Below are 24576 nucleotides of genomic sequence, written 5' to 3'. Positions count from 1 at the left end.
TATTACTTAACTACCGTAAAACGAGAAGTAAACTGGTTAGTGCCCGTAATTAATCTTGCAGTATAAATACCGTTAGTTAATGTTTCGATATTTACTGATGTATTAAATAAACCATCAACAATTTCAACCGGAATATTTATTACTTCCTGACCATTCAGGCTGATAATAGATAAAACAGCAGTTGTAGTTGTATTGTCACCAGTTTGAATATTAAATGACACTGTAGAGTTTGCAGGGTTTGGATAAGCAGTCATTGAGCTGATTGCAAAATCGTTACCTAAACGACAAGGTGTAATAACAATTTCTTCTGTATTTCTAACACAACCTAATACAGTTGTTACTTCACAATAATAAGTTCCAGGTAAAAGTGCTAACATTTTGTAGTTAATTTCACCATCGATAGGAGAACCATCGCGGAACCATTGCCAGTTATATAATTCATCATAACTTGCTTTAATTAATAAAGAATCATCAACACAAAGATCTAATCCATCAGGGTAATAAATATTTGCGAATGGAGATTCAGAAGAAGCAATTGCCTGAACTTCAGAAATTGCAGAACAAAGACCTTGAGTTGCTTCAACCTGATAGTAACCAGGATTTTCAATAATTATACTTGCAGAAGTTACAGGAATTGGGCTACCGTTTTTGTACCATTGGTATGATTCATAACCCGGAGTTGCAAACAATTCGATTGTTTCTTCATTATTACATAAATAGATTTCACCTGTTGGAGTTATAGCAACAGAAACTTCATCAGAAACACCATTACAGTCTTCATCGATAGCGTTACAAATTTCTTCTGCACCCGGATGTATATCAGGATTAGTTTCATCGCAATCGATAGCTTCACCGTAACCGTCGCCATCGGCATCAACCATATCTAAAGCGCCATATACATTCAGGTTACTGATATTAAATCTTCCACCAGGGTTAACAGAACCGAAAGCATATACACGAACATAAAATTTGTCAGTAGCAGTAAAATCAGCCATATCCCATTCTACGTGAGCAGTAACATCACCACAATCAGAAATTGGAGGTGTGAAATCAGTACCATTATCAATCCATGTAGTACCACCATCAACACTGTAGGCAACACGAACATAAATAGGACCGGTTTCAGAAATACGCATATCGAAATCAACTTTTCCAACAACCATATCTACGCCGGTTCCGGGAAGTAAAGTTGCAACCACACTAGGCATATTATCAGCCCAGATTTCTGATTCGCTAAAAGATTTAGAGGTAAAACCGATAGGGCAAATAATACCTGCGCCTGTTCCGGAAGCACCTTTAACTCTTCTGAGTTTTTCTGCAGTTAAGTTTGGATCAACATAGTTGGCAAAGCCATTGATATTTGTCGAATAGTTATAAAGCGTAATTTGCGCTTTAACTTGAGTGGTGATAAACGAGGCCAGGATAAATGACAGCGTTAATAAGGAGAACTTTTTCATAATTAGTAAGTGTTAATTTTTTTTGAAATAAAGGTTCAATAAACTTGATACATATATGGGGGTCAAGCAGGCCCCGTTTAGACAGCGATTAAATAATAAAATTTAGTTTGTTTTGGTAACCTTTAATTATCTAACAATTTGAAAAGGTGCTGAATAAGATGTAGTAGCATTGTTTAATGTTACAAAATACATTCCTTCGGCAAGGTTACTTAAATCGAGATTATACTGCTGGTTATCTGCATTTGCAATGCGATTAACCTCACGACCATAGATATCGGTGATAACAATAAAATCGTAGTTAAAACCAACGATTGAATTATTAATTACAAGATTAGTATTCGCCGGATTTGGGTATAATTCGATACTACCTGTGTTCACAGTATTACCTTTAACAACTATAACCGGTGAATAGGCGATGCTATTGTCATTATCAATAACAAGCAAACGGTAATAACTTTCACCTGTGCAATTTTCATCAATAAATGAATAAAAATTCTCAACGGTGCTGTTACCGGAAGCGTCTACTTTACCAATAATATCAAATGTTTGTCCTAAATCGCTGCTTTTTTGAATAGCGAAATGGCTTACGTTGTGTTCAGTTAAAGTTTCCCAGTTTATTACTGCAGTTGAGTTATTTTCAAGTTGACCGGTAAAAGTGCTTAATTCTATTGGCAGGATTGGAGGAGTTGCTAAAATAACATTGTCCATCCAGGTTGATTCACTTGTAGACGTGGAATAATCTCCTCTAATTTTTATTACAGCAAATGTTGCGAGAAAGTCCATAAAGTCTGTGTAACTAACTGCTGCACCTGCTAAATTGGTATAGGTCCAACCTGTTTCAGTTAGTGTTATTGCATATGATGACCAAGCAACACTAGATGGATTAGATGAAGTATTATAAACAATTCTTGTCCCATCAGATTTTACCAACATTACATCTTCTAAATTTGTTTGAGATGCAATAGTACCATTTTGCTTCTGATCAAATTTTAAAGTTCCACCATAATTAAGTAGACAAGTCGATATTAAAGGCAGCCGGGCTATTAAAGTACCAAGTTCCATTAGCATTATCAGTTCCTTTGGCAGCTCCTCCCGGTGAACCTGCAACTGAAGCCCATGAAACAGAGGGGTGGTTTAAGCATTCGCATAAGCCGGTCCAGTTTTCTAAATCAGCGGTGAAATACGATGCAGGCTGGGAAAACGCTGCTATCGACGCAAATGTGCATAATGAGGTAATAAAAAAATGTTTCATTCTGTGTGTGTTTGTGACTTTGGTAAAAATCAGGATTCAAAAGTATAGCTTTCGAATTTGAATTCCAAAGTACAAACAAAAAAAAATTCTTGAATGTCAACATATTAACGGTTTTCCGTCAATTTGAGGGTTCGTTAAAGTTAGGATTAGTTGCAAAAATGACAGCGTTTTGCCCAAAATGATGAAAAATTTGCAATAAATTGAAATGAGAGGCAGATGTACATCAAACCCTTGCAAAATGGGGTTTGTTGGTACTTTTCACATATTAATAATTTGTGAAGTGAAAATTTCGCCTTCATTTCGCCCATTCTTACTTGATTGTCTAATTTAATATACGCAAAATAGCGGATATTTATAATAAAACACGGCAAAATTGGCAGGTTTCTGATGGAAATTGGCATTTAGCCATTGCCCGCAAAGGCGTTTTATGCATTCATTTGCATTTCAATACTTTAATGCGCGGTAAGTGATAACATTGATAGTAAATAACCTTTTAGTAGTCCTGAATTGAGTAGACCTAAAGGTTAAAATAATAAAAGTTTACAGTGTAAAGTGACATCACAAATGCAACTAATAAATTGAAACTTACATTTTTGCAAAAAATTATTGATCAATAAAATTTAACTGAAACGGATTATTACTTTAAAATCGATCTACAATAAAACAACTTAATAAACCCTTTGGTATCCGCCTGAAGCAACAGATAAAAAATAAGTACCATGTTTAAAATCTGCAACCGGAATATTAATTGTATAACTATTAATTTTTTTATCCATCAAAACCCGTCCATAAATATCAGTAAACAAAAATTGAATTTTCTAAATGTAACAGATTTTATAACTAGCTCATTTACAACAGTATTTGGATAAATTAAATCAAAATGTTCATTGAATTCAGCCAAATTCTGAAATATTATCACAATACAGTCCTATGTATCTGCACAACCGGCTGCAGTTGCAGCTATTACAACATCTTCACCCGATGCACCCGCCTCAAAAATATTAGCGTTGGCGTAGGGAATTTCAGACAAATCGCTGCAACTTATCCATTGATAAGTGCTAAAACCCACAGTTGCTGTTAAAGAATTTTCTTTGGCAACTATTTCCACAACAGGTGATGGGTTTATTATAAGATGAAGGTTTATAAGACTTTCGCAAGCGCCATCTATTTCAAAAGATTGCGCATAATCACCACTTTCGGTGTAAACTGTACCTAATCTAGTAAATCATAAAAGTGGTCACCAGCTATTTGTTTTACCCATTCAAATTCAATTTCTTGCCCGCGTAACGTAAAAACACTTGTTGCAATTAGCAGGAAAAAAAGGTTAATTTTTTTAGTAATCATTAGATAGGATAAAATATATTTCTATCTACTGATTAACAATTTACTGCATTATGATAAAATAAAAATGGGAGCTGCGCTAGTTTTTATCGACCACTGCCGCTCCCTTTAAACACTAATCACCTCAATTCTTATTGGTTAAAACAGATATATTAATTTATAATATCGGCATAATTAAATTTTCGTTGACCCGGTAATTCAATGCACTAAATACTATCAAAGCCGAATGAAATATTTTAATGAAATTCATTTTATTTACGATTTAAATATGTTTTCAAAAAAAATAATATTTATGCTTAGAACTCAACATCTAAAAGGGTTTCAGCCTAAATAAAAAGCAGACCGGCATCCGGGTAAATGTCGGTCTGAAAACAAAACCATTTGATATTCAAATATGTCAACAAATTCACGAACAACATTAAAACTGTGTTTATCATATTTGTATCATCCGGTTTTCCTTACAACGGAAACCCTCTTCAAATGTTATTTAATAATAAAATTGCCCCAACCGGTTTCTTTATCTGTTGTACAGAAAATAAAATAATTTCCCGCAACTAATTCATCCACTGCAATTGAGCGATTAACATTATTAATATGATTACTTTGCACTAACTGCCCTATTGAATTATATATATAAACATCGCCATCTAAAAATGGCGCATCAATAAATATCATTTCATCAGCAGGATTAGGATAAATTACAAATTCAGAGCTATTATCTTGTAAAATATTTTCAATTATTGCTTCACTGTATTTAACTACAAACAAATCGGTATACATGCCTTGGTTGATATCAAATCCGGTTATAAAAACATTACCGTCATTATCAGTAGCAACTGCATAACCTTCATCTACGCTATTCGCATCACCATCATATTTTATTGACCAGATTAAATTACCATCTGCATCATATTTTTGAGTTAAGATATCACTGGTGGTTTCATAATAAATGGTTCCGGAAACAACAATATTACCTTCGTTATCGATATCCATATCTGTCAAATATTCATTATCCGCACTGCCGTCATCATAAGCAATATCCCAGATTAAATTGCCATCGCTATCATATTTCAAAATCATAAAATCCTGATTAGTTTCAGGAAAATCAGCAGAAACACCAGCCATATAAACAACATCATTAAATGTTCTGATTACCCAGGCTTCTGAAATGCCTTCAGCGCCATTATCGTAACGTTGCTCCCATAAATTTTCTCCATCAGGACTATACTTAATTATCAAAGCATCGCCCATCGAAATTCCATCGGCTGCCCAGCCACCGGCATAAACATTTCCTGCATCATCAACATCAATAGTAAAGCCGGTTTCACCGTATATCTGATGGTATTTGTTTAACCAAAGTAATGTGCCGTCAGGGCTATATTTTGCTGTGGCAAAATCATCGTAATTTTCACCTCCGCCATCGCTTCTGCCATTTACGATAATATTGCCATTGCCATCAATTACTATTTCGTAAATCACATCACTTAATGCACTTTCGCCTGACCAGGTTTCCATCCATAATTCATTTCCGTCGTTATCGTATTTAATCAGACAATAATCCTGAGCGGTTTCAATCTGATCAATATAACCGGCGGTGTATACATTACCCTCTTCGTCAACAGCGATATCTATTCCGTTTTCTTCGATATCAGAAGTTCCATTTTTCAATTTTGACCACATTAAATCACCCTCCGGCGAATATTTATTGGTAATAATATCCCAACTACTGCCAATTTCCTGACTTAAACCGGTTACATAAATATTGTTTGTGGCATCTAAGGCAACAGCATAAAAAATATCTACGTCATTTGCGCTGCCATTGTGGGCAATTGACCATAGTAGGTTTCCTGCGGGGTCATATTTTGTAACAACAGCATCTTTATCATTTTCATAACCAACAGCTATTGAATTTCCGTTGGCATCAACTGCGATATCCCAACCCATGTCGCCTACCAGCTCTGTGCCGTTGTAGTTGAATTCCCATTCCTGAGATATTTGAGCCCGAACAGGTAAAGCGGTTAAAAGCACAACCACCGCTGTAAACAATCTTAACAGAAAACAATTATTGGTTGAAAGCATAGATTTCATTGCTATTTAAGGTTATTTTATGATGCCAAAAGTAGAAACAGGCACTCTATTTATTATATTAAATATATTTCATTATTAGGTTAGTTTATAAACTGAATAACCATTCCTTACATATTTAAAGGGCTTTTAAGGCTTGTTATTATTAGTTAACTTTGGAACCAATAACGTCCTGTACATCTAAAAACCTTATTCTGCATGACCCCTTCAAACGACCTCTTTGAGCTCATAAAATCGATGAGTAGAAAGGAAAAAATTCATTTCACCCTACACACTAAACACACAGGCGGAGCTAAAGCAAAAAATTACCTCACCCTATTTAATGCGATTAGCAGGCAAAATATTTATGACGAGCTTGCCATTAAAACAGCAATGGGGAAAAGCAAGAAGGGGGAAAGTTTTTCGGTGATGAAAAATTACCTCCACAATCTCGTTCTGGACCATATTACAAATTACCATTATGAAAATCACAGAGGTTACAGGGTAAAGGAATATTTCCGAAAGGCACAAATGTTATATGACAAAAATTTGCTCAACCAGAGTTTGAAATATGTACAGAAAGCAAAAAAGATTGCAAGCTCAGAACATCGCTACATTGATTTAATAAGCATTTTGCAGTTGGAGGAAAATATTAGTAAAATACATTATTCCATTCAGCAATACGAAACAACATTTAACCAAAATTTTGAATACGAATTAAATACCATTAATCAATATTATAACACAAGGCAGTATATTTATCTTGACTGTCAGTTATTAAATGCTATTCGCAATACGGATAATTTTACTGATGGGAAATCAAATAAACCAATACTGTCCATTTTAAATCATCCCTTATTAAGCAATGAGCACAATGCCATATCCTTGTATTCCGGCATTTATTTTAATACGATAAATGGAATTGGTTATCACATTTTAGATGAAGAGGAAAAAAGTTATGTTTACAGGAAAAATCTTGTTGAACTAATGGAAGGCAATACATTGGAAACCTCCCCTTATATTGGAAATTATATTGTTGCACTAACCAATTTAACCAGCACTGAATTCAATTTACATAAATACGCGGATGGATTATCCAGCATCAATAAAATTAAAACTACATTAAAAAAATATGACCATCTTTTAGTGGAAAGAATAAAAACACTGGCTACAACAAGCATAATTTTGAATATGACTACTTACTTCGGGTATTTTGGCAAATCCGGAGATATTGAGCTTCATTTACAAGATGTAGAAAAAACAATCAGCATACAAAGCAAAAAAATGGACCCAAGATTTGTGGTGCATATTTTATACTCATTAGCGTATTTAGCTTTTAAAATCGAAAATTATGATAAAGCGTTTCAATTTTTACAGCAGTTAATTAATTTCCCAACCGGACAAATAGACAAATACATTCAAAGGGGTTATCGACTGCTCCTACTGATGGTTCATCTTGAAATGCGAAATTTCAGGCTTTTACAATACATGGCTATCAATACCTACCGCTATTTATTGAAGTCGGGCGAATTAACCCGTTATGATAAAATTATTATCAATTTTTTAAAGCATAAAACAATAGATAAAGCGGCATTATATAAATTACATACATCTTTATTGGAAATAAAAAGCAACAAATTCGAAGCAAAGGAATTTACGCATCTCGATGTTATCAGTTGGGTGGAAAGTAAGATTGAAAAACTGCCATTTCTGGAGGTTTACAGAAAAAACAATATGATTAGTTGATCAACAGTAATAAAAAAAGTCTCAAAATCGAGCCTTTTAACACAAATTTTGCAAGATGGACGTATTTAGCAAAAAAAACAGCTATCGCATTTGATAAAACACGATAGCTGAAATTTAAACAGTTTGGTGCGCTAAATGATTATTTAATCAAAAACAATAATCACCTTCCGCAATCATTTTATCCGCAACGCGTCTTCTTAATTCAGTGGTATTAACAACATCATATTTAGTAAAACGTTTTAATCCGAGTAGCATCATTCGTAACTCATCACCACCGGCGAATGCAGCAATTGCTGTTTTTCCGGCTTTATTTAAACGGTCAATACTGTCGGTAAAGTATATTATTACCATATCGCGATAAATGGTGGTTGCTTCTTCACCTCTGCTTTCGGTTAATTTTTTTACGCGCAATAACATTGATTCGGCAACATAAATTTCATTCATCATATCAGCAGCACACATTAAAATTTCCTGTTCATCTTTTAGTTGCATCATTAATTTTTGCACCGCAGCGCCGGCTACCATAAAAAATGCTTTTTTCATGTTTTTTAGTGCCTTTTCATCCGCAGCAAATAAACCTTCATCACCTGCACTAAAATCAGGAATTGCCATTAATTCTTTTTGAACTGCCATTGCGGGTCCCATCATATCAAGCTGACCTTTCATAACACGTTTTAACAGCATGTCGACAGTTAACAAACGATTAATTTCGTTTGTGCCTTCAAATATTCGGTTGATACGAGCATCACGGTATGAGCGGGCTGCAGGATATTCTTCGCTATAACCATTACCACCGTGAATTTGTACACATTCATCAACAACAAAATCGAGTACTTCTGAACCAAAAACTTTTAAAATTGCACATTCAATGGCAAATTCTTCGGCTGCACCCAATAATGCTTTTTCGAAACTTACACCTTTTGCGAGTAGTTCTTTTTCTTTTTTATCTATATAATCGCTTGTGCGGTAAGTTGCACTTAAGGCAGCAAATGTGCGGACTGCCTGTTCACTTAATTTATATTTAATTGCACCAAAACTTGAAATAGGCACATTAAACTGAATACGTTCATTTGCATATTTAACAGAAATGTCAATTAATGCTTTTGCGCCACCTAAAACGCCAACACATAATTTATAACGGCCAATATTGAGAATGTTAAATGCTATTAAATGTCCTTTTCCGATTTCACCTAATACATTTTCTACAGGAACAGGTGTGTTTTCAAAAAATATCTGGCAGGTAGAAGAACCTTTAATGCCCATCTTTTTTTCTTCAACACCAATAGTAAAACCTGCTGCACCTTTTTCAACAATAAATGCTGTGAATTTATCGCCATCAATTTTTGCAAAAACGGTAAATATATCAGCAAACCCTGCGTTGGTAATCCACATTTTTTGTCCGTTCAACAAATAATTTTTACCATCTGCACTTAATACTGCTGTGGTTTTTGCTGCTAATGCATCGCTACCACTTCCGGGTTCAGTTAAGCAATAACTGGCATGTAATTTCCCGGAAGCTAATCCCGGTAAATATTTTTGTTTTTGAGCTTCGGTTCCGAAATATAAAATCGGCAGCGTTCCTATTCCACTTTGAGCACCATAAGCAACCGAAAATGCATGCGCAGTTCCGGTCATTTCGGTAACTACAGAAATGGTATTAAAATCTTTACTAAAACCGCCGTATTGTTCCGGAATTGGCAATCCTAAAATACCAATTTCGCCTGCCTTGGTTAATAATGCAGGCATTAATCCCGGCTCATGATTATCAATACGATCAAGATTGGGAATTACTTCCGTATCCACAAAATCTTTCGTCATTTGTTTAATCATTAATTGCTCCTCGTTGAGTTCTTCCGGAGTAAAAATATCCTGTGGTGTTGCGTCTTTAATTAAAAATTCGCCGCCTTTAAGGGTGTTTATTTTTTCTGTTAATTCTGCCATAACAATATTTTTATAATTTGAATATTTACCATTAATTGATGCGTTCGTAAATTCCTGCGATGCCCTGACCTCCGCCAACACAAGCTGTTACCATACCATACTTTTTATTTAATCGTTTAAGGTCTGCTGCAATTTGTACGGTTAATTTAGTTCCGGTGCAGGCCAGTGGATGCCCTAATGCAACGGCGCCGCCATTAATATTTACTTTTAACGGATCAAGGCCAGCTTCACGAATTACAGCAAGTGCCTGACAAGCAAATGCTTCATTCAATTCGATTAAATCGATATCCTGTAATTGCATGTTAGCCATTTTAAGTGCTTTAGGAATTGCTGCAACAGGACCTATTCCCATAATGCGCGGTTCAACACCAACTACTGCACAACTAATCATTCTGGCAATGGGTTGTAGATTTAATTCTTTCACCATGCGCTCACTCATTACAATTACAAATGCGGCACCATCAGAAGTTTGTGATGAATTTCCTGCTGTAACAATACCACCATTTGCAAATACCGGTTTTAATTTGGCAAGTGCTTCAAGCGAAGTATCTTTTCGCGGACCTTCATCGGTGGTAACCGTATATTTTTTTTCGGCGCGTTTATTTTTTTCGTTGATATACACTTCAGTTACATCAATTGGAGCAATATCATCTTTAAAATAACCCTGCTCGATTGCTTTAATTGCTTTTTGATGTGATTCATAGGAAAACTGGTCGGCATCTGTGCGACTGATATTAAATTGTTGTGCAACAGCTTCTGCGGTTAATCCCATGCCAACATAATAATCGGGATGTTCTTTTGCTGTTTCATAATTTAATGCAACTTTCCAACCGGCAGTTGGCACAAGACTCATGCTTTCAACGCCACCGGCAATAATACAATCGGCCATTCCCGCTTTAATTTTTGCTGTAGCGATGGCAATAGTTTCGACACCACTTGCACAATATCGGTTAACCGTCATACCACCTGTAGCAATTGGCAATGCACGAACGGCAATCATACGACCAATTTGTAAACCCTGTTCAGCTTCAGGTACAGCATTACCAACAATTAAATCTTCCACACGTGCGGGATCGAGCTGCGGAACTTTTAATAATAATTGTCGAATAACTTCAACGGCAAGATCATCGGGTCTGGTAAAACGAAATACACCTCTTGGTGCTTTACCAACTGCTGTTCTTAATCCTGCTACAATATAGGCTTCCTGCATATAATAATTTTATTATTGTGATAATTAATTCCTTAATGGTTTACCTGTTTTTAAAATAAACTGCATGCGTTCCAGTGTTTTTTTCTCACCGAGTAATGATAAAAATGCTTCACGTTCGAGGTCCAGTAAATATTGTTCATTTACTTCGGTAGGTGCACTTAAATCACCACCACAAATTACATAGCACACTTTTTTTGCAATTAATTCATCGTGGGCTGAAATATAATTTCCCATGCGCATTGATGCGACACCGGTATAAAAACTCCCCAAGGCACTTCTTCCCAATACTTTAATATCGTTGCGATATTGTGGAGGTGTGTATCCTTTATTTGCAAGTTCGAGCACAGCATTTTTAGCTTCTGCAATTACCCGATTACTGTTAGTTACTTCTATATCAATACCTTTTCTTAAAATTCCGAGGTCAAATGCTTCACGTGCGCTTGTAGCAACTTTTGCCATTGCAATATTTAAACTCATTTCCTGCAACGTTGGTATTTCGATATCACCTTTAAAATATTTATCGCTTGCGCGCAAGGCTAATTCTTTAGTACCTCCGCCGGCGGGAATTAATCCGGCACCAACTTCAACCAAACCGATATATGTTTCGGCAGCGGCAACCGCAACATCACTATGCATGGTCATCTCGCAACCACCACCAAGGGTTAATCCGTGTGGCGCAACAGCAATAGGAATAGCGGAATAACGCACACGCATTATCGTATTTTGAAAATAACGAATTGCCATATCGAGTTCATCATATTCCTGTTCAATGGCGAGCATTAACATCATGGCAATATTTGCACCGGCAGAAAAATTAGCAGCATCATTCCCGATTACCAGTCCGCGATAATTTTTTTCAGCAATATCAATTGATTTATGCATGGCCTCCAGAATTTCACTACCAATCACATTCATTTTAGTATGAAATTCCAGATTTAAAATACCATCACCAATATCGTGTAATGTTGCACCTGCATTTTGATAAATTGGTTTTTGTGAACGATAATTATCCATTACAATAAATGCATCTGCTCCCGGAATTACTTGATATGTTTTCGAATTAACATCGTAATATTTTCTTTTTCCATTTACGGTAATATAAAAAGATTTATTTCCGGCAGCAATCATTTCTTTCACCCAAGATGCCACTTCAATTCCGTTTGCCAGCATCATTTCCGTGGTTTTGGCAACACCCAGCACATCCCATGTTTCGAATGGTCCTAATTCCCATCCAAATCCGGCTTTTACGGCATCATCTATTTTATATAATTCATCTGCAATTTCAGGAATGCGGAATGAAACATATTTATTTACCAGGGCAGTTACATTGCGATAAAACTCACCCGCTTTATCTGAGCCGGCGTGTAATGCTTTTATGCGCAATTTTAAATCATCAATTGGTTTTGCGGCATCGAGTGTGGCAAATTTACTTTTTGTTGAAGGGCTGTATTCAAATGTTTTTAAATTGAGCACATGAATTTCACTTTTTCCTTCAGCATTTTTTACTTTTTTAAAGAAGCCATTTCCTGTTTTATCGCCCAGCCATTTATTTTCTATTAATTTATCTATGTATGCAGGAACGGCAAACATCTCGCGACTTTCATCGTTAGGGCAATCGTTGTAAGTATTTTTTGCTACTTTAACTAATGTATCAATTCCAACAACGTCTGCAGTGCGGAATGTAGCTGATTTCGGGCGACCACTAATTGGTCCTGTGAGGGCATCAACTTCATCAATTGATAAACCCAGTTTTTCCATCACATTTAAAACCACCATTATGCTGTATACGCCAATTCTGTTAGCGATAAATGCGGGTGTATCTTTACAAAGTACGGTAGTTTTTCCCAGGAAGCGATCACCATAATCCATTAAAAATTCAACAACTGAAATATCGGTATTTGGGGTTGGAATAATTTCCAATAATTTTAAATAACGAGGCGGATTAAAAAAATGTGTGCCGCAGAAATGTTTTTTAAAATCATCACTTCTGCCTTCAATCATCTGATGAATCGGGATACCGGAAGTGTTTGATGTAATTAATGTTCCCGGTTGGCGAAGTGCATCTACTTTTTCGAATAATTGTTGTTTGATTTGTAAATTTTCAATAACCACTTCAATTATCCAGTCTACAGATTTTATTTTTGATAAATCATCCTCAAAATTTCCTGTTGTAATTTTTTTAATTACTTTTTGTGCATAAACAGGTGAGGGATTTTGTTTGATGGCCATTTGCAGACTATCATTAACAAGTTTATTGCGCAATGCAGGATTTTTTTTCTCCTCATCTGTCAGTTGCATTGGCACAATATCGAGCAACAACACCTCAACGCCAATATTTGCGAAGTGGCAGGCAATGCGACTACCCATAACTCCTGACCCTAAAACGGCAACCTTTTTAATAATTCTGTTCATTGATATTGAATTTTAAAAAATATGGTAACTATTGAATTATTTACTATTAATTAAAGCTGATTTATTGGCTTTTTCGAATTTGCTCATAATCATATCGTGAGCGGTAATCAAATAACTTTTATCATTATAAATGCGCATCATCATGGCAGCACCTTCAATTGCACAAACGGATTCCTGCGCAAAAATGCGCGCCGCTTCTTTACTATATCTGTCGCTGTAAATATGTGCCAGTGCATTAATCCAATCATCAAAAAAATCGCGTATAGGTTTTCTGAATTCGGGTACTACATCATTTGTTTCCATGGCAATATTTGCCATGAGGCAGGCACCTTCACCATTTACAAAAACTTCAATACTTTTTTCACCGAGTAAGCGCAGTTTTTCGGTTGATGAGCGTGCATCGTCATAAGCATAAATAAAAACCTTATCGCGATAATGGTCGCGGAGTACTTCAAGTACTTCACGCATTAAATCTTCTTTGGAAGAGAAGTAGTGATAGACACTACCTTTTAGCAATCCACATGCATCGCCAATATTAGCCATGGTGGTTTTGTGGTAGCCCTGGGTTCTGAAGAGTGCGAGGGCTTCCTTAATAATGTCGAATTTTTCAACTTTTTTAACCGGCATAGAACAAAGATATCTGGTTTTTTGAATTTACCAAACGTTTGTTTGATAAAATGGGCAAAAAAATTGGCCCGCCCTCCGGCAGACCAATTTCATTTATCGTCAGATTATATTTTAATAAACAGTATTTCTGAAGCGGCTGCATCTTCAATCAGGTTCAATGTCACATCTGTCATGTTTTTTACGAACCAACTGTGATTCAGGGCAGTCATTTCTTCATTCCCGTCAATAGTGATGTTTACTTCACGATCATACACCGGGTCAGTATTGATAGAAACCAATGTCCAGGTTCCAGTATACGTTTCAGCACCCTTAGTGGCAACCAAAACACCACTGTTCAAAAATTCGAAGGTGTAATCCTGATATTGAGCCAGGTCGCCCGTTCCCGCAAAATCGTTCACTTTATACGAGCCCGGTAATATACTTTGGGCCTCAGCGATTGAAATATTGTTCAACTCATTTTTCGTGCAAGAGGTAACTAATACTGCTGCGAGCACCATTACCGAAAGGATTCTAAAATTTCTCATATTAAGCTTGTTTTGTTGTCTACAAATAAAATGGTTTTTAAGCGTGTGCCGTTGCATGGCTTCCATTTACCGTATGTCACATTCAGAATCGATTTGGCTGAATCACCTCCTTTAGTTTATTGATTTACAAAACTTCGTGCTTGGCTAATAAACTGTATTTGCCTGTCACTTAGTATGCAATGGTGAAAACTTTTTTACCGACCTAAATACACTACAAATGGATTATTGTTTTTCAAGATGAATTTCTTCAGAAGGTGTGTCATCTTTAAGCTGCATCGAGGTTTCAGTTAATTCTGCAATCAACCATTTGCCATCCAGCTTGTCCATTTGTTTGTCACCGGCAATGGTAAATTCAATTTCTTTGCTGTAATCCGGATCATCATCACTGCTTTTTACCAGCCAGGTTCCGGTATAACTTGAAGCGCCTTTGGTGGCGGTAATTGTTCCATCATCAGCAATATCAAATGTATAACCATCAAAATCGTTGCTAACACCGTCACTATTATCATAATAATAAACCACTTTCCAACTTCCACCTGCAAGTGTTTCTGCTTCCGTAATTGTTACATCCGAAAGGGCATCTTTCGAACAGGAAGGCATTATTAATACAGCGAGTAAAATGCCTGACATCAACATTATTTTTTTCATACGTTTTAATTTTTTTGTTTTGCTAATTGTTATCATTTGAAAGGTAAAACGGTGATGATTCAGGAAAAGTTGCGTGTAATTTGCGACAGAAAAACGTGGTTTCCGATGATAATTATTAATACCATCTTCAAAAAACATCTCGTAAAACCCAATGCAGGCAAGTGTTTCGAAGGGTAACGAAAAAATAACTTATTCGGCGAAAATTGTATGTAAATACATATAAAAATTAAAATAACCTTACGAAACGTACGGTTATTCAGCAAAGTTGGAGGTAAAAAAAGGGTGATTAATTTTTAATATCGATAATTAATTCAATTTACTTCGAGATTATTTCCATAACTTATAATTTCTAACTTAGTGTTGGATGCATGAATATATCTTGCATTTTCACGCACATAAGATTGATCTTCAGCGATATAATAAACTTTAAGCATAGGCAATGGTTCATTTTCATTTCCAGGCAAAGGTGAAGCAGTAGTGTAGGCTGAAGCAGCCTCTAAAAAATCGTCCTGATTAATATCAGCAGCCAATTGTAAAGTAACAGCGTAAAATCCACCTTCGTTGTTTGGCAAATTAACATAAATACCGGATGTTGTTACCGAATCTATGGCAATTGCGGCTTCCGGCAGAACGCAATCGATTCCAATACATGCTGTTTGTTTAGTGCAACCGGCCAAAGTTATAAGGGTTGCAATTGTAATAATTAAAGTTTTCATTGTGTTAAGTGCTTGTTTGTTGGAGAGATTTACGTGAGAATCAGGCACTTGGATTTACATCACAATAATTTAGTAATGCATACTTTAGCAATTAAAAAGCGAAAATTAGTTCGAACAAAACGTTGACCAATTATATCACATTACATCAAACCCAATATCTCTTCTGAAATATCTTGAGGCAAAATAAATTCTACCTGCATTGATGTAACAGTTGCGCAAAGCTTCAGCCAAATCATTCCCATACGCAGAAACGGCCATGACGCGTCCGCCGGAAGTAACAAGTTCATCGTTTGGCCCTGCAGATGTTCCGGCATGAAATACCATACAGTTTTCTGTATTTTCAATTCCTGTAATCGGAAATCCTTTTTCAAAAGCTTCAGGATATCCATGGCTGGCAAGAATTACTGTTGCGCAGGCGCGGTTATCGGTTTCGAGTGTTTTAGTGCGCAAGGTTGTAGTAGCGACAGCAGAAAATAAATCGATAATATTATTTTTTATGCGCGGCATTATTACCTGTGTTTCCGGATCACCCATACGCGCATTATATTCAATTACATAAGGTTCATCGTTACAATTAAATAAACCAAAATATAAAAATCCTTTGTAGTTGATATTTTCTTTTTTTAAACCTTTTAAAGTAGGTTCAATAATTTTATTTTTTACTTTTTCCATAAACGCATCGGTTGCAAATGGCGGCGGAGAAACAGCGCCCATGCCACCGGTATTTAATCCGGTATCGCCATCTCCAATTCGTTTATAATCTTTTGATGGCGGTAAAATCATATAACTATCGCCATCGGTTAAAATAATTACGGTTAATTCTATGCCGTGTAAAAATTGTTCAATTACTACTTTATTTCCTGCAGCGCCAAATTTTCCGCTGAGCATTAATTGTAATTCTGATGTTGCTGATGCCGCATCGTTACAAATCACCACTCCTTTTCCTGCTGCCAGTCCATCGGCTTTTATTACCACCGGCATGGCATGTTGCTGAATATAATTTATTGCTTCGTTACTATTAGCTGTATTAAATTCTTTATAAGCAGGCGTTTGAACACCATTGCGCATCATGAAGGCTTTAGCAAAAGTTTTACTGCCTTCCATTTGCGCTGCAATTTTATTTGGTCCGATAACGGGGATATGATTTAGTTGTGCATCAGCTTCAAAAAAATCGACAACACCGGCTACCAGTGGATCTTCAGGACCAACTACCACCATACTTATTTGTGTATTGAGACAAAATGATTTGATGGCTTCAAAATCTGTTGGCTTAATATCGACGTTGATACCCAAGGTCGCCGAACCGGGGTTACCTGGTGCGATGAACAAATGTGTACAATCAGGAGATTGGGCTATTTTCCATGCCAATGCATGTTCACGACCACCGGAGCCAAGCAATAAAATGTTCATGGTGCAAAGATAGGCATTTGTTTGTGTGTGGCAGCCTTGGTTAATGGCAAATCATATTGCTTAGAACGGGTAAGTTAGTGTCAGGATATTGTTCATCTTGCCCAAATAAGGATATGTTATTTACAACATGTTATGAACTTGAATAACATGTATTGTGTAGCTATCTTTAGGCCGGATTGGCAGTTAGCTGATTATTAGAACAGGCATTTGAATTATTCATGAAAGTTACCGAGCACTTAGCAAAAGCTGATAAAACATTATTGTCGCTGGAAATTTTACCGCCGTTAAAAGGTAAAAGTATTCATGGAATTTATGATGTATTAGATCATTTAGTTGAATTTAAACCTTCGTTTATAAATGTTACTTATCACCGCAGTGAATACATTTATAAAAAACGTGGTGATGATCGATTTGACAAGGTATTTATTCGTAAACGTCCCGGGACGGTTGGTATTTGTGCCGCCATTCAATTTAAATATAAAATTGATGCTGTTGCGCATATTATATGTGGTGGTTTTACGAAAGAGGAAACTGAAGATGCATTAATCGATTTAAGTTATTTGAGCATAGATAATGTTTTATTGTTGCGAGGTGATGCATCAAAAAACGAAAGAGATTTTATTGCAGAACCCGGAGGTCATAAATTTGCATCTGAACTTGTAAAACAAGTGGTTGATATGAACCACGGTATTTATTTAGAAGAAGATAGTATTCAGGGATATAAAACTGATTTTAATATTGGTGTTGCCGGCTATCCGGAAAAACATTTTGAAAGTCCGAATTTAAAAAGCGACATGCGTTTTTTGAAACAGAAAGTGGAAGCAGGGGCTGATTACATTGTAACACAAATGTTTTATGACAATCAGAAATATTTTGATTTTGTAAATAAATGTCGGGCAGAAGGAATAACAGTTCCGATTATACCAGGAATAAAACCGATTACTGCAGCTTCGCAAATACATTCTATTCCGAGAACATTTCATGTAGATATTCCGGAGGCATTGAGTGATGTAATTGATAATTGTAAAACACCGGAAGCTGTGAAAGCTGCGGGCGTGAAATGGTGTATTCAACAATCGCAGGAATTAGTTGAAGCTGGCGTGCCATGTATTCATTATTATACGATGGGCAATGTAGATGCGATGCGTGTAATTGTTAGCGAGGTATATTGAATTACATCGATTTACATAATAAAAAAAGTTCCATAACATTTTGCTATGGAACTTTTTTTATGCGAATTAATTTCTTATAAATCGAACGAAACTGATAAATTTAAATAGAGTGAAAATGCACGCCATTCAAAAATATCGTTGGTGCGAATTGTTTCGTTTAATGCATCGTAATGTGTAGAAGTGGGTATGGCAATATTTGCCGACTCGCTCATGAATCCAAGTTTTACGTTATAGATTGTATTATTTGATTGAAATGCATCACAAATAATTCCGAATTGTAAATTAGATCCTAAACCTAAACCCGGATCAGCACGAACATCGATGCCACCGGAAGCTTCAGATTCAGAACTATAACTTACTTCCGGAACGCGAACGCTGGATAAGCCATATTGAACAAATGTTTTAAATACGGGTAATTTACCGTGGTCGATTAATGTAAATTGCAAACCCATGTCCATACCTGTTGAGATATAGGTCCCACCATTATAACTGGTTAATGTTTGACCATCATCTTTAAAATATTGTTTCATGGCATTAAAATCTTCACCGGAATGCAACTTAGCGAAGGGCGACAATTGAATACCAATTTTGTCTTGTTGCAACGTGTAGGTTACACTGCCGTTAAACCCTGCAGGTTTTGCTACGTTATCAAGTTGGTTGTCGAATGGGAACAAATAATCTGAACCCAGTGCAATTGCAAAATGGTGTGTAGGGCCTGTGTGGTCTTGAGCCTGCGTAGCTGTGAACGCGGTCAAAAGGATGCATAAAACAAAACAATTTTTCATATCTGGTCATTTTAGTTGGAAACAATTCAGGTAATGTATGTCGGTAACATACATTCTTTTAGTAACAGGGTCAATTGAAATACCGTTGTAAAAATAAGTAATATAAGATGGGGCTTGACCATTGTTTGGTGACTCAAAGGACCAAAGTTCTTTTCCATCCTCAAGGGCAACTGCGTGCAATTTTCCATCGGCTGTTACATAGTATATCACGTCTTCAAACATAGTTAAAGGTTCAGGGGTTAATCCTGCTGATGTATTTTCCCAAATCACTGCTCCTGACGACAATGATAATGCATATAATTCATTACCACCTGTTTTTACGATTAATTTTCCATCTGCAATTAATAAATTGGCGAGTAATAAATCGGAGCCCGTAATACTTTCCCATACCCAATTTTCATTTCCGGTTTTAACGTTAATACAATGAACCGAATAATCAGATTTAAAATAAACATTGCCGTTATCAATCAACGGTGGAAAAACCGAACTACTCCCATAGTCATCAATACTTTCTATTTTCCACAGTAATGTATCGTCTGAAATATTGTATCCATATAAATCCACTTTACCCTGATAGGGTGGACTTTTCCATTGACGGTTTTGAAACACGATTAGCGTATCATTATTATCATCTATCATAAATGCGGGAGGATATAAATGGCAACTAAACCCATCAACTGAATCTACATAATAAAGTGTATCAAAATCAGGTGTGTCGAAATCTGACATCGTGATAGCACTTTTAGTAAACGGGTTGGTTCCCACTACTCTTGTATGGATAAATTTATCGTTCCAAACCGACATATTGATATCTCCGTTACCGGGATTATAATCCCAAACTACATTACCGGTATTTAAATCAAACACTCTGGGTTTATCATAACATAGTGTTGCCATGTAATTTTGATAAACACCATATCCACTGCCACCAGTATAACTCATATCCGCACAATCTTCTAAAAACACATCATCTGCCTCCCATAAATAGGTAAGGTAAATGGAATCAATACATTTAACTGTATTCGGCAGGGGGGCCAGTGGAATTTTTCCTGTAAAAACAATGTATTCATTAAATAATATTGGTGTAATGCTCCACCGTTCGGTTGTATCAGGAGATAAGGGAAATTTCCATAACAATTCCGGTTCTTCCTGGTTGTTTGTATTATATCCACCATTGGTTGATATAATTTCTTCCTGTTTACAGCTATAACAGAGTATCAGGATGGAGGTAATAAGGGAAAAAATCAATTTCATTTTATCGCATATTTGTTCTAAAAAATTCGCCATGTACACCACTATACAGTTCAGTTAATTTTAAGCCTGTATTAATATCATTTCGCATACTAAAATGGTTACTGCCGGCCATCGCTCTTGAATAACCCAAACCGGGAGTAATATTACCATTACAATTTGCAGCAGATTCTGCAAGAACGACACCATCATTTTCTTTAACTACCCATGCATAATTAGTAGTTGTTGTGCAATCGGTATTTGCATCATCAGTATAACAAGTGCCGCCGGGAACGATTTCATAAGTATCATCATTTACGTCACCTAACGGACCCCAGTCGATGCAATAGCAGGTTTCCGATTCCGGTTGTAAACTTCCGGCACCGATTAGTCCTTCCCAAACTTCATTTGCATGAATAAACCAATCGTACCCACTGTGGTATGCTGCACTGATATCAGTACATTCATCAAATGAAGTTTTTGCTCCTATTGCGCAAAATATAGTCATGTAACAAGTAATCGTTGTTAAATCAATACCATAAATTAAATCACTATACATATCGGCCAGATAATCGTATGCATAATACTTGGAATAATACTTTGCAGTCATTGCATCAGCAAATTCCACCATTGTTACATCATTACCTGCACCGAATGGTTCTTCACCATAGGTTATAACATTATTAGGTTCATGGCCAGGAACTACGTGTGTGATTGTATTCCAGAAGATTGGCTCCGTTTCAATTCCGTAAAAGCAAACATAAGGAATTTCTGTTAAAAATTCATTAAGCTCAATTAATTGTGGTGAACCAACGCTATAACTTTCAGTAATTCCCGAAAAATAGTCTTTAAAAAGGTAAGGCGAGATATTGAATTCCAGCATATCACAAAATTGCGTCCTGAAAGTGTCCATCGAAGCCGGACTCAAAGCCAAATCGAGGAAAAAGCTGGATTCTACAGTTTCTGTAACCGGCCCGTCAATCAGTTTATCGCACGTTGTTCCAACCCATGCGAGTAGTTCATCCCGGTTATTGAGAATCATTGCACCCTGATGCGGGGTTCCGAATGTAACTAAACCACTAAAAGTACGCGGTTCAAACCCGAGTTCGTTTGTGGCTATCATTTGATCCACTCTTCTGCTGACAATACCACCCTGACTGTGGGCAATAATAAAAGCGTTCGGGTCAAATTCTGCATATAATTCGAGGTCACCTTTTAATTCAGCTGCTGCAAAATCGAGCGAAACATCCGCATAATCAGGTCTTCGGGCATTTATATAGTACATTTCTTCCGACCATAAGGAAGCCTGACTCCAACTGATACCCAATGAGCCATCATCATCTCCCTGTCCGCCTAATCCATGAATAAAATACACCGGTCTGTCATAAATAATATCCGGTGTAGCCCAAATATCAGCAGTAAAAGTGCCGGGAATATACGCAAGCGGAACAGTTGGTGTAACGGTAATACTTTTATCCGGATCATTGCAAGGTTCCGGAGCCTGGGCAAACATATTTATATAAAAAAGTATGCCCAAAAAGGAAAACAATAATTTTTTCATAATTCGTTTTTAAGGTGATTAATTTTTGATAAAACTTTGGGTAATTAAGGCTTCATTTTTATGCAATTGGGCGAAATACATTCCACTTTGAAAAGTAGAAATATCAATTTTTATTTCAAAATCACCGGCCTGAATTATTTCTTCCAGAATTAATCTTCCGGTATTATCATAAATGCGGATGGGCTGATTATAATCTTCAGCAGGCACATTAATGATTATAAAATCATCAGCAGGGTTAGGCAACACTTCTATACTTAAAGGCTCATCAATATCTTCTTCAGATTCCTCTACTGCATACTTTCCTGCTCCGGCCATTGTGTAATGGTAATAGGGGTAAGATGTTACTTTTACCTCTTGAACACAATGCGATGTAAATCGATTATCAGTGCGTGTTTCAATTTCAAATTTCGGCACAATCAGCCCATAAGAATTCATTCCAAATGCCCGCTTCACCGACAATTTTAACGTCCCGTCGCTATGAAATAAATCCACCTGATTAATGCGCCGTGTATTATTAAAATATAATGTCACAGAATCTTTTACAAACCGAAAAGTGCCATCCCCAATATTTGTCATTACAAACCCATTAGCAGTATATTCTGTTTTCATAGCAGCGGATAAAAAAACGAAATTTGTAATTACATCTGCACTATTTGTTGTAAGGAAGGATTTTAATTGACTGTTAACACTTTTGTATTTAGCGCTGTGTACTTGATTAACCATTAATGAACCTGTGGCGCTGTAAACTTTAATTCGTGTTTTGTCAATCACGGTTTTAGCCGGTCGCGTCATCCACGCCGGATAAGCTGTGTTTAATTGATGAAAAATGGTTGATTTAATATCGTTGTTAGTATACACCTGTTTGATAACAGAATCGCGTGTGGTGTATGGAATTAAATCGACCTGATCCCGAATACTAAAAGCCTGAACGGAATCGGTAATTTGAAAACTCGTTGTAGTTTCTGCAACATAAGTGAGTGTGTATTTAACAGCACCCTGAGCAGCAACTTCGTTTACGAAACTTGAAATAAAAATAAGCAGGATTAAACCAAAAGGTAATTTCCACCAACTTACAGGACCATGCGCAAATGCTGCGGCAACGCCTGTCTGCGGGTCGTGGTAGAGACCCATTCGAGACATCATCATACAATTTTTTTTAAGGTTAAACAATAAAATCAGGTAACAATGCTAAAATTATTTTTTTGGCTAAACAAATTTTTTTGTGATTATTTTTTGATTTTCCTAAATTAACAAAATGAACATTTTTATTTTAAAACTGCATCTCAACAACCTAAAGCAATTAAGCGGTTAACGACCAATTAAAAATAAAAAAACGCAACCTGTTACGGTTGCGCTTTATTCAAATCATCACGACATTTTTTGAACTATGCACGGGAATGGATAAACGGTGCTTCATCATTTGTATAAACATTTGATTCAAGAGATGGCATAGGAATAATGGTTGATTGTTTTTGATGTTTAAACCATTTCGTCCAAAAATAAATTGCCATTCCATTACCGATGGAGGCAGCACGGACAATATCGAGCAGCCAGGCCATACTGCAGGCTCTTATAAAAAACCATGTTCCTTGCTTGCTACAAGCCGATAAAAAATTAAATCGTGAACCGATATACATTGCCATCAATAAGGGCAGAAACAACCAAATCCAATGTAAGATGCCTCCACCAATTATAACTAGTGCAATCATACATGCAAGGGCAACTGCAACCTGGTCACTTTTTTTAGCGTGTCGGTTTTCCTGTAGCGACATTTTTCTGTTTAATGCTAAAAATACGGTGCGCGAACCTTTAACAAAATCATTACTTACCAGCGAGCCAAAAGTAAATTCTTTTAAATGATTACCGAATACATTTGCAACAGCATATATTTTAAAATTTCTTGCTGTTAAACGCACTCCGATTTCTGTATCTTCTCCCCCTTTAAATTTAAACTGCTCGGAAAATCCGCCAACCGTAAAAAATGCTTTGTGTGAAATTGCTGCATAAGCTGTCCAGAATTCATTGCTTATATATCCTTCGCGTGCATAAGCCTGATGAATATATAATTTTTTGTAATTCTGGAAAAACTTATTGCTGATTAAATTGGTAGCATAATTTCCAACCGTAGCATCGGCCTCTCCATTTATAATGGGTTGCAATAATTTGGGTAACGATTCAGGGTCAATTAAAACATCAGCATCAATAAAAACAATTATTCTGTTATTACTGTTTAATGCGCCGAGGTTTCTAGCTTCACCTGCATTTAAGGGTTTACCGGGTTCGATAATTTGGAGGCGATGATCAAAGTTGATATTGATGGCCGTATCGTAAGCCACAACAACAACTTCTATATCGCTGAAATAATTACAGGCTATTAATACATTTTTTAAGCAGGCATTAATACAATCGCGGGCTTTGTAAGCGGGAATTACAACTCTAACAGGTGTTATAATTTGGGTTTGTGTTTTATGCGTAAACAT

22 protein-coding genes are annotated in these 24576 nt (G+C 36.3%); 3 read left to right on the top strand and 19 right to left on the bottom strand.

All coding sequences use genetic code 11. The features are described from left to right. Positions 1 to 2: 2 nt before the first annotated feature. The 6 genes from IPI65_03150 to IPI65_03125 all read right to left on the bottom strand — a co-directional run bounded on the left by IPI65_03150 (position 3) and on the right by IPI65_03125 (position 6138). A complete protein-coding gene (locus IPI65_03150) occupies positions 3 to 1457 on the bottom strand; it encodes a T9SS type A sorting domain-containing protein (protein ID MBK7440541.1) in 1455 nt (484 codons plus the stop codon). A gap of 126 nt (positions 1458 to 1583) precedes the next feature. After that, positions 1584 to 2519: a T9SS type A sorting domain-containing protein gene (locus tag IPI65_03145; GenBank protein MBK7440540.1), complete on the bottom strand. Its 936-nt coding sequence runs from the start codon at positions 2517 to 2519 to the stop codon at positions 1584 to 1586. After that, positions 2464 to 2709 carry a hypothetical protein gene (locus IPI65_03140; GenBank protein ID MBK7440539.1) on the bottom strand — a complete coding sequence of 82 codons (246 nt, stop codon included), beginning with the start codon at positions 2707 to 2709 and terminating at the stop codon, positions 2464 to 2466. Before IPI65_03140 ends, IPI65_03145 begins: the two co-directional genes overlap by 56 nt. A gap of 668 nt (positions 2710 to 3377) precedes the next feature. Beyond that, positions 3378 to 3515 carry a hypothetical protein gene (locus IPI65_03135; protein ID MBK7440538.1) on the bottom strand — a complete coding sequence of 46 codons (138 nt, stop codon included), beginning with the start codon at positions 3513 to 3515 and terminating at the stop codon, positions 3378 to 3380. Positions 3516 to 3637: 122 nt separating this feature from the next. Beyond that, a complete protein-coding gene (locus IPI65_03130) occupies positions 3638 to 3817 on the bottom strand; it encodes a hypothetical protein (protein ID MBK7440537.1) in 180 nt (59 codons plus the stop codon). 716 nt (positions 3818 to 4533) lie between these two features. Beyond that, entirely contained in the window at positions 4534 to 6138 is a 1605-nt protein-coding gene (locus IPI65_03125; protein MBK7440536.1) for a T9SS type A sorting domain-containing protein, read from the bottom strand. Positions 6139 to 6333: 195 nt separating this feature from the next. Here IPI65_03125 and IPI65_03120 point away from each other — a divergent pair, with 195 nt between their 5' ends. Then, complete coding sequence (locus IPI65_03120; protein MBK7440535.1) at positions 6334 to 7860, top strand: hypothetical protein; 1527 nt, start codon at positions 6334 to 6336, stop codon at positions 7858 to 7860. Between the two features lie 147 nt (positions 7861 to 8007). Here the strand turns inward: IPI65_03120 and IPI65_03115 are convergent, their stop codons facing one another. From IPI65_03115 to IPI65_03090, 6 genes are all read right to left on the bottom strand, one after another. Further along, a complete protein-coding gene (locus IPI65_03115) occupies positions 8008 to 9801 on the bottom strand; it encodes an acyl-CoA dehydrogenase family protein (GenBank protein MBK7440534.1) in 1794 nt (597 codons plus the stop codon). 31 nt (positions 9802 to 9832) lie between these two features. After that, positions 9833 to 11011 carry an acetyl-CoA C-acyltransferase gene (locus IPI65_03110; protein ID MBK7440533.1) on the bottom strand — a complete coding sequence of 393 codons (1179 nt, stop codon included), beginning with the start codon at positions 11009 to 11011 and terminating at the stop codon, positions 9833 to 9835. Between the two features lie 24 nt (positions 11012 to 11035). Next, positions 11036 to 13423 carry a 3-hydroxyacyl-CoA dehydrogenase/enoyl-CoA hydratase family protein gene (locus IPI65_03105; protein ID MBK7440532.1) on the bottom strand — a complete coding sequence of 796 codons (2388 nt, stop codon included), beginning with the start codon at positions 13421 to 13423 and terminating at the stop codon, positions 11036 to 11038. Between the two features lie 36 nt (positions 13424 to 13459). Continuing rightward, positions 13460 to 14050: a TetR/AcrR family transcriptional regulator gene (locus tag IPI65_03100; GenBank protein ID MBK7440531.1), complete on the bottom strand. Its 591-nt coding sequence runs from the start codon at positions 14048 to 14050 to the stop codon at positions 13460 to 13462. A 104-nt stretch (positions 14051 to 14154) separates the two neighbouring features. Beyond that, entirely contained in the window at positions 14155 to 14574 is a 420-nt protein-coding gene (locus tag IPI65_03095) for a hypothetical protein (GenBank protein MBK7440530.1), read from the bottom strand. Positions 14575 to 14796: 222 nt separating this feature from the next. Then, positions 14797 to 15222 (bottom strand): hypothetical protein, encoded by a 426-nt coding sequence (locus tag IPI65_03090; protein MBK7440529.1) that lies wholly within the window; start codon positions 15220 to 15222, stop codon positions 14797 to 14799. A gap of 36 nt (positions 15223 to 15258) precedes the next feature. Between IPI65_03090 and IPI65_03085 the strand changes: the two genes are divergently transcribed. After that, on the top strand, positions 15259 to 15399 hold the full coding sequence (locus tag IPI65_03085) for a hypothetical protein (protein ID MBK7440528.1): 141 nt from the start codon (positions 15259 to 15261) through the stop codon (positions 15397 to 15399). A gap of 134 nt (positions 15400 to 15533) precedes the next feature. On the opposite strand, the gene IPI65_03080 is transcribed toward IPI65_03085, so the two are convergent. Both IPI65_03080 and purD read right to left on the bottom strand, forming a co-directional pair. Beyond that, entirely contained in the window at positions 15534 to 15938 is a 405-nt protein-coding gene (locus tag IPI65_03080) for a hypothetical protein (protein MBK7440527.1), read from the bottom strand. A 135-nt stretch (positions 15939 to 16073) separates the two neighbouring features. Further along, the gene (gene purD, locus IPI65_03075) at positions 16074 to 17348 is read right to left on the bottom strand and encodes a phosphoribosylamine--glycine ligase (GenBank protein ID MBK7440526.1); all 1275 of its coding nucleotides are present in this window, start codon (positions 17346 to 17348) and stop codon (positions 16074 to 16076) included. 218 nt (positions 17349 to 17566) lie between these two features. Between purD and metF the strand changes: the two genes are divergently transcribed. Further along, on the top strand, positions 17567 to 18520 hold the full coding sequence (gene metF / locus IPI65_03070) for a methylenetetrahydrofolate reductase [NAD(P)H] (protein MBK7440525.1): 954 nt from the start codon (positions 17567 to 17569) through the stop codon (positions 18518 to 18520). 74 nt (positions 18521 to 18594) lie between these two features. Here metF and IPI65_03065 read toward each other — a convergent pair whose 3' ends face one another. The 5 genes from IPI65_03065 to IPI65_03045 all read right to left on the bottom strand — a co-directional run bounded on the left by IPI65_03065 (position 18595) and on the right by IPI65_03045 (position 24576). Beyond that, positions 18595 to 19305, bottom strand: a complete 711-nt coding sequence (locus tag IPI65_03065; GenBank protein MBK7440524.1) for a hypothetical protein — start codon at positions 19303 to 19305, stop codon at positions 18595 to 18597. A gap of 6 nt (positions 19306 to 19311) precedes the next feature. Further along, positions 19312 to 20559, bottom strand: a complete 1248-nt coding sequence (locus tag IPI65_03060; GenBank protein ID MBK7440523.1) for a PQQ-binding-like beta-propeller repeat protein — start codon at positions 20557 to 20559, stop codon at positions 19312 to 19314. A gap of 1 nt (position 20560) precedes the next feature. After that, positions 20561 to 22096 (bottom strand): hypothetical protein, encoded by a 1536-nt coding sequence (locus IPI65_03055; GenBank protein ID MBK7440522.1) that lies wholly within the window; start codon positions 22094 to 22096, stop codon positions 20561 to 20563. Positions 22097 to 22114: 18 nt separating this feature from the next. Continuing rightward, entirely contained in the window at positions 22115 to 23242 is a 1128-nt protein-coding gene (locus IPI65_03050; GenBank protein ID MBK7440521.1) for a T9SS type A sorting domain-containing protein, read from the bottom strand. A gap of 239 nt (positions 23243 to 23481) precedes the next feature. Then, positions 23482 to 24576, bottom strand: a complete 1095-nt coding sequence (locus tag IPI65_03045) for a glycosyltransferase (protein ID MBK7440520.1) — start codon at positions 24574 to 24576, stop codon at positions 23482 to 23484.

This window comes from Bacteroidota bacterium (assembly GCA_016706255.1).
Taxonomy (GTDB): domain Bacteria; phylum Bacteroidota; class Bacteroidia; order Chitinophagales; family BACL12; genus UBA7236.
Note: the sequence above shows the minus strand (reverse complement) of the source record. Positions and strands in the feature narration are given on the sequence as shown.